The sequence below is a fragment of the Bartonella sp. MU70NMGDW genome (assembly GCF_042194085.1).
Classification (GTDB): Bacteria; Pseudomonadota; Alphaproteobacteria; order Rhizobiales; family Rhizobiaceae; genus Bartonella; species Bartonella grahamii.
The window spans coordinates 1-12460 of record NZ_JBHIMK010000007.1 but is presented as its reverse complement, the minus strand read 5'-3'; the positions used below and the strand labels follow the sequence as shown (position 1 = coordinate 12460).

Below are 12460 nucleotides of genomic sequence, written 5' to 3'. Positions count from 1 at the left end.
TGTAAATGAAGCGTTAATTAAGCAATTTTTCGTAAGCGCGCAGCAAAAAAACCATCCATTCCTAAAAATGCGGTTTTCTCAGCATCAAAATTTTTATGACAAAAATCCGCAGGCGTTGTACGTAACATCCCCCCACAAAGCAAATGTGCCAGTGCTCCCATTTCCCCTGGATAAATAGGTTCTAAAACAATGTCATTGCGTGTCGATAAAATTTTTTCAATAAGATCTTCACCTTCTTCTCTTGCCAATGAACAATTGGAAAAAATAATCCGTCCCCCCACCTTTACCAAGGAAATTGCTGCGACAAGTAAATCATTTTGCAACGCCGCTAACTTGATGATATCTCCCCTCGATTTCGTCCATAAAATATCTGGATGACGACGGATCGTTCCAGTAGAAGAACAAGGAGCATCGAGAAGAACCGCATCAAAAAGCTGTGTGGGATGGAAATTTCTCACATCACCCTGCCAAATGTGAACTGAAAAACGAAGCCGTTCCATATTTTCTTTTAAACGCTTTACGCGGTTAGCAGAAAGCTCAATTGCTGTCACCTCTGCCCCTTGTAAAGCCAATTGTGCTGTTTTTCCCCCAGGACTCGCACAAAGGTCAGCAACTCGTTTACCCCGAAGTGTTCCTAGTAAACAAGCAGGCAACGCTGCAGCGAAATCTTGAACCCACCAAGTTCCTTCACTATAGCCTGGTAAATCAGAAACAGAACTCTCTAGACGATTTAATCGAACAGAACCATTGGGCAACACCACACCGCCAAGCCTTTTAGCCCATCCAACACTGTCAGATTTCACTGTCAAATCGAAAGGGGGTTCCACACTTTGAATTGCTATAATCTGATGCGCCTTTTCTGTTCCATAAGCTGATATTAAAAGCTGTCCAAACCACGCTGGCACACCTTCAATGGTAGGAACTTGTTGACGTAAAGGCTCTGCCTCACGTACAACATTGCGCAAAAGAGCATTCACCACCCCTGAAAAACGGCGCATTCGAGGATCAAGTTTCGCCACACGCACAGCTAAATCAATAGCCGCATGATCGGGAATATCAAGATAAAGAATTTGTGCAACACTGATATGCAAAAGATGCTGAAGTGAAAGTGCTTGTGAAGGCAAAGGACGCGCCAAAAAGCGTGAGAGAGCCGCCATAATCTGCCCTCGATGACGCAATGAAGCTGTTAAAATAGCCCGACATAACAAACGATCTCGCTGTGAAAGCTTTAAATATTGTGGATGTCCGTGTTCATTATCCGTCAAACCAGACAGAGGCGTGTACTTATCAACTACCGCCCCCAAAAGACGCACACACACCTGTCGAACAGCTAACCCTGGAACATTTTTTTCAGACACATGCCCCGCTTTTTTGTGTTTCAAAACACCACCTTTATATCACTATTTCCTTAAAAAATCCCTCAATAACTCTATGAACGAGATCTTTTTGAATTTTCATAACGAAGCCAAGAAGGACGCTTTGTAACACGCTGAAAAGGACTGTTTTCTTGCTCACCTAATGTATGAGCCTGACCACTATGAAAATCCGCATAGCTCATCCCGCTGCTTTTTTCATGTATAGCGTCTTCTTTATTCCATCCCACACTTTTGGCAAGAGCCCCTTTCATCTCTTCTGCTTGCTGATAAAGAGCAGCAATACGATTTGCAGTTGCTGGATGTGTCGAAAAAAGACTGTCCGCTCCCTCACCGCTCAAAGGATTAATAATAAACAGATGCGCGGTTGCTGGATTATGCTCTGCTTCTTCATTATATACCCCACGTCCCCCATCAGCAATCTTACGCAATGCCGAAGCCAACCATAAAGGATTACCACATATTTCAGCCCCTCTCCGATCCGCAGCATATTCCCGCGTACGGCTAATCGCCATTTGCACCAGCATCGCTGCAAAAGGTGCCACGAGCAATGCAATAAATCCTCCAATTGCCCCAGCGCCATGAGAATCTTCTGAAGAGTTCCGCGGTCCTCCCATAAAGAAAGCAAAATTACCAAGCATTGAAATTGCCCCTGCAATCGTCGCGGTTAGAGTCATTGTTAAGGTATCACGATGCTCAATGTGTGCAAGCTCATGCGCCATAACGCCGGCAATTTCCTCTGAACTCAACCGCTCTAACAACCCAGTACTTGCAGCAACAGCAGCATTTTGCGGATTACGTCCCGTCGCAAAAGCATTTGGCTGTGCATTCTCAATAACATAAACCTTTGGTTGAGGAAGAGAAGCCCTTTGTGCTAAATCGCTTACAATCTTATAATAAACTGGTGCTGAATGCTGATCAACTTCACGCGCCCCGTACATGCGTAAAACGATTTTATCCGAATTCCAATAAGAAAAAAAGTTTAAACCACTTGCCATCAAAAGAGCAATGACCATGCCACCGCCCCCTCCAACAAGATAACCAACTCCCATAAAAAGAGCAGTTAAAAAAGCCAAAAGCATGGCTGTACGCATTATATTCATTACTCAAAAAACTCCATGATAAAAGTCAATCAATATTATATGATGGTGTTTTCTTTCTGCTTCTTCAATGGAATAGGTGTAAAATGAATAAAAAAGATGAGAATACAAGCAAAAAAAACGCAACTGTCGTTAAACAGCAATCTCTTTCTCCCGCAGCACAACGCGCCCTTAAAGAAGCTGAAGAAAGGCGAAAAAGCGCAGCAAAAAAAGAACAACCTTTAGAAAACGGCGGACGCGGCGGAAAAGACCCTTCCCGCTATGGAGACTGGGAAATTAAAGGCCGCGCTATTGACTTTTAAAACCATTGATTTTTAAAAAACCAGCGCTGTTTAAACAAGCCACTTTTTAAAGAAAATCCGTTTTTGATAAACAAAAACGGATAATATTTATTTTTCTAAAGCTTTTAAAGACACGTTGATAAACAACCATGCTTCTTATGCTGAAGCAGATTCTGCTTCAGCCGCTGCCGCTGCTTCTTCTGCCGCTTGCTTTGCTGCTGCTATACGTTCTTGTGCTTTTTTACCCGGTTCACCTTTATGTGGATTATTACGAGTTGGACGCTTTTTCAAGCCAGCTGCATCTAAAAACCGTAAAACGCGATCTGTTGGTTGAGCCCCTTGCCCAAGCCAATATTGGATACGTTCTTCATTAAGTTTTACCCTCGGTCCATCTTTAGGCAACATTGGATCCCATGCACCAACACGCTCAAGAAACCGCCCATCGCGCGGACTACGAACATCTGCAACGACGATATGATAATAAGGACGTTTTTTTGAACCTCCACGGGACAAACGAATTTTCAATGCCATATTTTATCTCCTATTGTCAGCTCTGGCTTTCGTTTAAATTGACTTTTTTGTTTTTTGCTCTTCAGCAATAACTTCATGATGACTCACAACTTCTTTAATAATAAATTTTAAAAATCTTTCAGCAAAATCAGGATCAAGATGACTATCTATAGCCAATTGCCGCAAACGCTCTACCTGATATTGCTCACGCAGAGGATCTACTTTAGGCAAATCATAACGCGCTTTTAAGCGCCCAACAGCTTTCGTACAACGAAAACGCTCTGCTAAGATATGAATCAAAGTTGCATCAAAATTATCAATAGATGCTCGTAAATGTGCTAATTCTTTTAATACTGTTTCCTGCATCATATTCCTTTCCCTCTTCACATCTTATTTTTTCTTAGGATGCTGAGGAAATTTTCCCCTATCGGCAATGCCATTGGAAAGACCAGGAAATATAGGTCCACGCTTGGGAAGTCCGGGCAAGAACTTCTCTCCATTACCATTTTCAATTTGCTTTTGAAGCGTTGAGAATTGCTTTGGATCCAATCCTGACAAATCAGGCATCGCTGGAGAATCCCCCCCCAAATTTCCCATACCACCAAAACCCATTTTGGAACCAAGTCCTCCCAACATTTTTCCCATCAAACCACTTTTTCCTTTACCACCCATGGCTTTCATCATATCAGCCATTTGGCGATACATCTTTAAAAGTTTATTAATATCAGCTGCCGTTGTACCAGATCCCTTAGCAATTCTCTGTTTGCGGCTATGTTTTAAAAGCTCTGGATTCGCCCGCTCTTGCAGTGTCATAGATGAAATAATGGCCAATTGACGATCAAACAAACGATCATCAAACCCCGCAGCCGCAATCTGCTCTTTGACCTTCCCCATTCCTGGCAACATGCCCATAATACCGCCCATTCCACCCAGTTTTTTCATTTTCTGCAACTGTTCTGCAAGATCATTCAGATCAAATTTTCCGGCTTGCATTTTTTTTGCAAAAGCAGCAGCTTTCTCATGATCCATTGTTTCAGCAGCTTTTTCAACCAAAGAAACAATATCCCCCATTCCGAGAATACGATCAGCAATACGACTGGGATGAAATTCTTCTAAGGCATCTATTTTTTCACCAGTTCCAATTGCTTTAATTGGTTTACCTGTAACAGCACGCATAGAAAGAGCAGCACCACCACGCCCATCACTATCCATCCGTGTTAAAATAATCCCTGTAATCCCTACACGCTCATCAAAAGAACGAGCAAGATGAACGGCATCTTGCCCCGTCAAACTATCAGCCACCAACATAATCTCATGAGGAAGGGCACATGCTTTAATTTCAGCCAATTCAAGCATCAAAGCTTCATCAATATGATTACGTCCTGCTGTGTCAAGAAGAAGCACGTCATAACCACCTAATTTAGCAGCCTGCACGGCACGTGATGCAATATCAACAGGCAGCTGACCCGCAATAATAGGCAAGCTTGCAAGTTTTGCCTGTTCTCCCAATTGGCGCAATTGCTCCTGTGCAGCGGGACGGCGTGTATCTAATGACGCCATGAGAACTTTTTTATTATGCTTATCAGTAAAACGTTTTGCAAGCTTTGCTGTTGTGGTTGTTTTTCCGGAACCTTGCAAACCAGTCATCATGATAACAACTGGAGCTGGTGCATTTAAATCACTCAGAACGCTTTCATTTCCAAGAATATGAACCAATTCATCATGAACAATTTTAACCACCATTTGGCCTGGTTTAATTGATTTAACGATTTCGGCCCCAACAGCTTTTTCCCGAACCCTATCGGTAAAAGAGCGTACAACATCAAGAGCAACATCAGCTTCCAATAAAGCGCGACGAATTTCACGCAGCGCCTCTACAACATCCTGATCCGATAAAGCGCCACGTCCCGTCAAATGAGACAGAATAGAACCAAGTCGCTCTTGCAAGGATTCAAACATCATTTACCTCATTGTTGCATAACAAACAAACCAAAATAACATCCGAGAACGCATCGCGCCGTCGGATGTTGACCTCTGAGATCTCTTTATACCCTTAAACTGGGGTCTCAGTCGGTGGCTCCAAGTTAATTTTGTCACTGAAAGCTTGCTCCTTCAAACAATAAAACCCCAGCTTTGTCAAGTTTTATCATAAAATGTCTTTTTATACGAAGAAATAAAAACAGCAAATACTATACTTCAAAACTTTCAACTTCAACACGCATAAAACAACCTGTTTCCTGTTCTATACTCCATAATTTTCCGCTAGAGATATCAAACCAAACCCCATGCAATGTCAAAAAACCTTGATCTTTGCGAAGCTTTATCCACGGAAACGTCTCTAAATTTCTCAACGAATGGCGAATAGAAAGCTGCTCTAATGCCGTCTGTTTTTCTGGCCACGACAGCGACTTATTATTCAAAACGATTTCTGCTGCTGGTGCTAAGAGACTTATCCATTGACCAATAAAATCATTTGATGATAAAGATTTATATGTCTCATTAAGAGCAGTACGAATGCCTCCACAATGGGCATGACCAAAAACGACAATATGTCTCACCTTAAGCAATTGCACAGCATATTCAAGAGCTGCTGATGTTGCGTGATATTGGTCATCAGGAGAAAAAGGAGGAACCACATTCGCCACGTTGCGCAAAGTGAAAATTTCCCCTGGCTTAGCATCAAAAATCATTTCTGGTACTGCACGCGAATCACAACAAGCAATGACCAAAACTTCAGGTTTCTGCCCCTCAATCGCCAATTGCTGATAATCTGCTATTTTATATAAAAAATGATTGTTTATAAAGTTTTGGTAACCACTTAAAAGTCTTTCTGGTAAACGCGCCATTCTCTCTTTACTTTTGCTTCTTTTTTTACTTTCATTTTGTATATTTTAAAAAACAAACTATTAACATACAAAAATACTAAAAGTGCCCTTTCCTTGAAGCAAAATATTTCTTTAAAGTACAAAATATTACTAAAAAACAGCAAAAACAAACTCATTCTTTCCAAATAAAGAGCTATTTTCTTCAAGAAGAAGGTGTTACAGTATACAAAAATATAATGGTCTGCTTTTAAAAAGAGAAGAGAAGACCCCTAAGAGCAAAAAGGGAGAGTGAATGTGTTGCAACAAAAAAAAACAGAAACAAAAAACACCCAAGATAAAATAGAAGAAATCCTTTTTGCTCAAACAGATGAAGAAGATATTGTTTATTACGAAAATAAAGAACTTCAAAAAGCCGCAGCCATCGCAGTAAAAGCTTTTAATCTCCATCAGACGGGAAAAAATACTATCTACTTTGACCAAAATTTGACCCGTAATAACAAGCCTATAACCGCTATCACGCTTGTCAATGATAACAAACCCTTCCTTCTCGATTCTATTTTAAATGTTTTCAATCAACACAAAAACCATATCTATTTAATTGCGCACCCTATTCTTGATTGTACTTCTGGAAAACGCATCAGTCTGATGCAAATTCACATCGAGTCATTAAACAAACAGCAAATACAAAAACTTGAAAATGAACTCATCTTAGTTCTTGAACAGGTTAATGCTGCTGTACAAGACTGGAAACCTATGCTTGAAGAAGTTAAAAAGCATATTCATGCCTACCAAATAAGCCTTCCCCCGCACTACAAACAAGAAGGTGAAAAGGCTATTGAATTTCTTCACTGGCTAATGGACGATAATTTCATTTTCCTTGGTATGCGCACTTACAACTTCATCAAAGACCAAAAACCCCTAAAATCCTTTACAGCGAGTAATATTGAACTTGGTATACTCACGGATGCTTCTATTCATATTGTTGACGATGAAAGTATGAAAGAACCTCCTCAAGAAGTTTTATCCTTCATGGAAAGCGATAATCTGTTTATCGTGACAAAAGCTAACAGTCGCTCCAAAATTCACCGTTCTGTCTGGCTCGATTATATTGGTCTTAAAATATTTGATAAAGAAAAACAACTCTGTGGAGAATTACGCATTGTAGGGCTTTTTACCTCCTCAGCTTATACACGTTCTATTTTGCAAATTCCTTTCTTAAAAGAAAAAGCCCAAACTATTATTCAACGTCTTGGACACAATCACGCCGATTATTCAGGAAAAGCACTCGTCAGTGCTTTAGAAACCTATCCAAGAGATGAAATGTTTCGCTCTGATGTTGATACATTGACAGAAAACACTAAACTTATTCTACAATTAGATGAGCGCCCACGTTTACGGGTTCTTGCCCACACTGATTCTTTTGGGCGCTTTGTTTCTATCCTTGTCTACGTACCGCGTGACCAATATAGCAGCAGCCTGCGTGAAAAAGTTGGCGAACATTTTGTTGAGCTCTATAAAGGCGACTTTTTTGAATCTTATCCGCTATTTTTGGAAAGCACCCTTATACGTGTCTATTATATCATCCATCGCAAAGGAAACGAGACTGTTCCCCTTCACGAGCGCTCCACACTTGAACAACATGTACGTTCGATTGCACGAAGTTGGGAAGACAGCGTTCAAGCCATCGCTCTTACTCAGAAAACAACAGAGCAACAAACACGTCTAGCCAGCGAATTTCCCAACAGCTATCGTGATTTATTTTCAGCTGAAGACGCTATTAACGATGCAGGACATATTTTAAATCTTCATGATGAGAAGCCCCTTTTCGTGAACTTTTATCACACACAAAATAAAGAAAAACGTACTATTTCTCTTCGGCTTTTTCACCGCCATGAAGCTCTTGCCCTTTCCAAACGCGTACCACTCCTTGAAAACATGGGGTTTCGCGTTATTGCCGAACAAACCCTTGAATTACCAGATGGCTATGGGCACTCTGTGTATCTTCATGATATGCAGCTGGAAAGTACTTTCCAGCTCTATATCGATTTTGAAAAAAACGGTCAAAAACACGCCGAAACCTTTGAGGCAATTTGGGCACAAAATGCTGATAATGACGCTTTTAATGCACTCACCCAAACAGCTGAACTTGATTGGCATGAAATTGTTATTTTGCGCCATTATGGGCGCTATCTCCAGCAAGCTGGTATTCCTTATTCGCAAGATCGCGTTGCCCAAACTTTAAATGCTTATCCTGACATTACCCAAGATCTTTATGCTTTATTTCATTTAAAGTTTCACCAAAGCCATACAGAAAAAGAACGGGAAAAAAGCCAACAGGTTATTCAAAAGCGTATTGGAGAAAAATTACGGAAAGTGTCTGGTTTAGATGATGATCTCATCTTACGCCGTTATTGCAACCTTATCGATGCGAGTTTACGAACGAATGCCTTTACGCCTCTTGACGATGGAAGTCCACGGCGTATTTTAGCCACCAAATTAAATCCGCGCCAAATTGAGGATTTGCCTGAACCACGCCCTTACCGAGAAATTTTTGTTTATGGACCGGAAGTTGAAGGGGTACATTTGCGTTTTGGACCTATCGCTCGTGGTGGCATTCGTTGGTCTGACCGCGCATTAGATTATCGTACCGAAGTCCTCAGCTTAGTCAAAGCCCAACAAGTTAAAAATGCAGTTATCGTTCCTGCAGGTGCAAAAGGGGGTTTTTATCCCCATCGGCTTCCCCAAACAAATGACCGTGCTCTCATTATAGAAGCAGCACAACAAGCTTATACAGACTTTATCACAGCTTTGCTCTCAATCACAGACAATCTAATTAACGGCAAAATAAGTTCTCCCCCCAATGTCATCTGTCATGATGACCCTGACCCCTATTTTGTTGTCGCAGCAGACAAAGGAACAGCAACTTTTTCTGATACCGCCAACGCCATCAGCCAAGCAAATCACTTTTGGCTCGATGATGCTTTTGCCTCTGGAGGCTCAGCAGGTTACGACCACAAAGCCATTGGTATTACAGCCAAAGGTGCATGGGAAGCTGTCAAAAGACATTTTAGAGAAACATTTGATCAGGATATTCAAACAACGCCCTTCACCTGTGTCGGTGTTGGAGACATGTCTGGCGATGTCTTTGGTAATGGGATGCTACTTTCCAAACAAACAAAATTGATTGCCGCTTTTGATCACCGCGATATCTTTATTGATCCAGATCCAAGCATAGACGAAAGCTATGCAGAGCGTATGCGCCTTTTTAAACTTCCTCGCTCCAGCTGGCAAGATTACGATCAAAGCAAATTATCAAAGGGCGGTGGTATCTTCTCACGAAAAGAAAAAACCATTACTCTCTCACCTGAAGCAGCACAAGCCATTGGTTTCGAAAAACAAACAGGAACACCCTTTGAAATTATATCTGCTCTTCTCAAAGCCCCTGTTGATCTTTTATGGTTCGGCGGCATTGGTACTTATATCCGCGCAGCAACAGAAAATGATGCCCAAGTAGGTGATCGTGCGAATGATGCGATACGCATTACCGGAGAGCAAGTGCGTGCAAAAATTATTGGCGAAGGGGCTAATCTTGGTGTTACACAACGCGGACGGATTGAATATGTCTTAAATGGTGGTCGATGCAATACGGATGCCATTGACAATTCTGCTGGTGTGAATTGTTCTGATATTGAGGTCAATCTCAAAATTGTTCTTGCATCAGCACTACGTGCCAAAACGTTAACCCGCGAAGATCGCAATAAGCTCTTGAAAAAAATGACACCTCAAGTCGAGCAACTCGTTTTGCGCAACAATTATCTACAACCCCTTGCTCTTTCTTTGGCGGAAAATCAAAGCACTACTGATTTGCCCTATCAAATACGCTTTATGCACGATTTGGAACAAAAAAAGCTTCTAGATCGTAGAGTTGAAATACTCCCTGATGAGCAAATTTTACGACAAAGAACAACCCAAGGCAAAGGTCTTCTCCGTCCAGAACTCGCTGTTATTTTTGCATATGCTAAATTAACCTTAAAAGAAGAAATTGCTAATAGCCCCATTGTTGATGATCACTATTTCAATACAACCTTGCTGAACTATTTTCCAACACAAATTCAAGAAAATTTTAAGAAGGAAGTCATTAACCATCAATTGCGTCGTAATATTATAGCAACGCTGATTGCCAACGATATTGTAAATCGTGGAGGCCCCACTTTTGTTAATAGACTACACGATGCAACAGAACAAAAAGCTGAAAATATTATTCGCGTTTTCATTGCCATTCGCGATGGTTTTGAAATTCCTCAATTGTCTGAGCAAATTGATAAGCTTGATAATAAAATACCCGGTCTTGTCCAAAACAAATTCTACGCAGCAATGACCCCAATGCTCTTTGAAACAACCAGTTGGGGTTTACACAACATAGATCTCTCACGTCCATTAGAAGAAATCGTAAAAACAATAAAGCAAGCCCGTAGCATTATTGAAAAAGAGCTTATGCATTCTCACGACAACGATATTAAGCAAAAGATTGAGGAAAAAGCATTACACTACAGCGAAGAGGGAGCACCAAAAGCATTAGCGAAGCAATTAGCTCTCTTAGAAGCTGCTTCAACAATCTGTGATATTTCTTTAATTGCAAAAAAAAGCAACAGTGATCTTATTAAAACCGCAGAGATCTATTTTTCACTTGCACAAATCATTCGTATAAACCGCATTAACGAAGCAAGTCGTATAATTCCTGTAGTAGATTATTATGATAGTATGGCTTTAAGCCAAGCCAAAGAAAATGTTTCTGAAAGCTTACGGCAAATCGTTATGAAAATCCTCAAAAATTATGGAAAGAAAAAAGATCCTTTTGACACTTGGAAAAAAACAGAAGAAAATCATATTCACAACATTACAAACCGCATTAGTGCCCTTATTGAAAATGATCTCAATATTTCTCGTTTTACTTTTGCAGCAGGATTGATTTCTCAACTTCAAAATACTGGCTTTAAAACCTAAAGCAGATACAAAACAACCCATTCAATCTCCCGTTCTATCCATACATGACTAATTAGTAAGGGAAGAACGGAAGCGCTATCCCGCATTTTGAGACAAAGCACTTAAAATAAAAAATAAATTCAAATTTTACTGTCAAATATCCTTCAACATAAAAATATAATATATTGATTTACAATCATAGTTTTATTATTTTTATGTTGAAGGAGAAGCTGATATTCTAAGTTTTTCTTATTTCAAGTCTGTTTATATTCAATCAATTAAACGCATTGCCCCTTGCATATTGCAAATGAGAAAAGCGTATAGATAAAAAACATTAAAGAAAGAACTAAATGCCCCCTTCTAGCTTCTTACTCCATAAACGAAAAGATGGTGGTGCTTAATGGCTTTATCATTATACCATTCATAGGCAACATCGTGAAATAGAAAGCACTGAGAAATATTTTTTTAACAAATGCGTAAATATGCAATACAAATATATTCTGTTTTACGTGGAAGACATATGGCTGCATTAAAAAACATCAGAAACAAAAGGATATGCTTAATCCATTATTTAAAAGATATGGCTGTAACTGCTTTTGAAATACGTGAAATCAAATAAAAAACGACAGTAAAAACGGACGTCCATTCTCCTCTTTACAACTTCATATTCTCATCCAACTAAGCTGTTTTACCTATTTCAAAGGTCACTCTAAACAGACATCTGCAATATGCTCAAAATTCCATACATAAAGAAAAAAGGTTCCTAACACGGCACCACACTACCTGTATAAAAAGGCAATTCAGCATACTTTAAAATGCCACTTTTTCCACACAAACACTGTTGCTATATGTAGTTTGACATAAGATTTTGTACTAAGTGAAAAGAGGTGGGATTAGTTAGGAGTAAGTGGTAATTTTTTATTTTTACAGCTATTTTTTTACCATTAAATACGCATTTTGTTAAAATAGATTTTGACACTCTAAAATTGCAAAAAAAGTGTAAAAATCAGAAAAAATCGAAATTTGGTGGTAAAAATGAAAAAAGGCTTGGGTACAAAACCTAAAGTGGAGCGAGACGACCAAGTTTTAAAAAACCTAATTTTACCCACCCATTATTAATGAGCAAGGGGAGAACGGGAGCGCCATCGGCATTTTTAGGCAGTGCACCCAAAATAAAAAATAACGCTTGAAGATTATTGTCCTGCGCGGGAAATAAGCGCTGCAAAGTGTTAAGAAGCTTCATGGGCTGAATATGGACAAGTTCGAATTCTGCTGTCAAATATCCTTCTTCATCAAAAGAAAAAGGTCCACTAATACGTAACCCACCACCTGTATGAAAAGTCAATTCACCTTGCTTTAAAAGCCCACTTTTTCCATACAGTCGCTGT

At 40.0% G+C, this 12460-nt stretch carries 8 protein-coding genes and 1 pseudogene; 2 read left to right on the top strand and 7 right to left on the bottom strand.

Annotated features, from left to right (window positions below):
* Positions 1 to 17 precede the first annotated feature (17 nt).
* Entirely contained in the window at positions 18 to 1382 is a 1365-nt protein-coding gene (locus tag ACFIKE_RS01410) for an RsmB/NOP family class I SAM-dependent RNA methyltransferase (protein WP_375648225.1), read from the bottom strand.
* Positions 1383 to 1429: 47 nt separating this feature from the next.
* Entirely contained in the window at positions 1430 to 2476 is a 1047-nt protein-coding gene (gene htpX / locus ACFIKE_RS01405; RefSeq protein ID WP_375626328.1) for a zinc metalloprotease HtpX, read from the bottom strand.
* An 83-nt stretch (positions 2477 to 2559) separates the two neighbouring features.
* Here htpX and ACFIKE_RS01400 point away from each other — a divergent pair, with 83 nt between their 5' ends.
* Positions 2560 to 2775 (top strand): DUF1674 domain-containing protein, encoded by a 216-nt coding sequence (locus ACFIKE_RS01400; RefSeq protein ID WP_015857055.1) that lies wholly within the window; start codon positions 2560 to 2562, stop codon positions 2773 to 2775.
* 135 nt (positions 2776 to 2910) lie between these two features.
* On the opposite strand, the gene rpsP is transcribed toward ACFIKE_RS01400, so the two are convergent.
* The 4 genes and pseudogenes from rpsP to ACFIKE_RS01380 all read right to left on the bottom strand — a co-directional run bounded on the left by rpsP (position 2911) and on the right by ACFIKE_RS01380 (position 6110).
* Positions 2911 to 3285, bottom strand: coding sequence for a 30S ribosomal protein S16 (gene rpsP / locus ACFIKE_RS01395; RefSeq protein WP_273787601.1), 375 nt, complete (start codon positions 3283 to 3285; stop codon positions 2911 to 2913).
* A 16-nt stretch (positions 3286 to 3301) separates the two neighbouring features.
* Positions 3302 to 3630 (bottom strand): annotated as a pseudogene (locus tag ACFIKE_RS01390) (chorismate mutase).
* Between the two features lie 24 nt (positions 3631 to 3654).
* A complete protein-coding gene (gene ffh / locus ACFIKE_RS01385) occupies positions 3655 to 5223 on the bottom strand; it encodes a signal recognition particle protein (RefSeq protein ID WP_375626291.1) in 1569 nt (522 codons plus the stop codon).
* A 230-nt stretch (positions 5224 to 5453) separates the two neighbouring features.
* A complete protein-coding gene (locus ACFIKE_RS01380; protein WP_375626027.1) occupies positions 5454 to 6110 on the bottom strand; it encodes a carbonic anhydrase in 657 nt (218 codons plus the stop codon).
* A 273-nt stretch (positions 6111 to 6383) separates the two neighbouring features.
* On the opposite strand from ACFIKE_RS01380, the gene ACFIKE_RS01375 reads away from it, so the two are divergent.
* Entirely contained in the window at positions 6384 to 11093 is a 4710-nt protein-coding gene (locus ACFIKE_RS01375; RefSeq protein ID WP_375626029.1) for an NAD-glutamate dehydrogenase, read from the top strand.
* 1039 nt (positions 11094 to 12132) lie between these two features.
* Here the strand turns inward: ACFIKE_RS01375 and ACFIKE_RS01370 are convergent.
* Positions 12133 to 12460: DUF2125 domain-containing protein (locus tag ACFIKE_RS01370; protein WP_375648224.1), on the bottom strand; the 328-nt coding region annotated here is incomplete at its 5' end.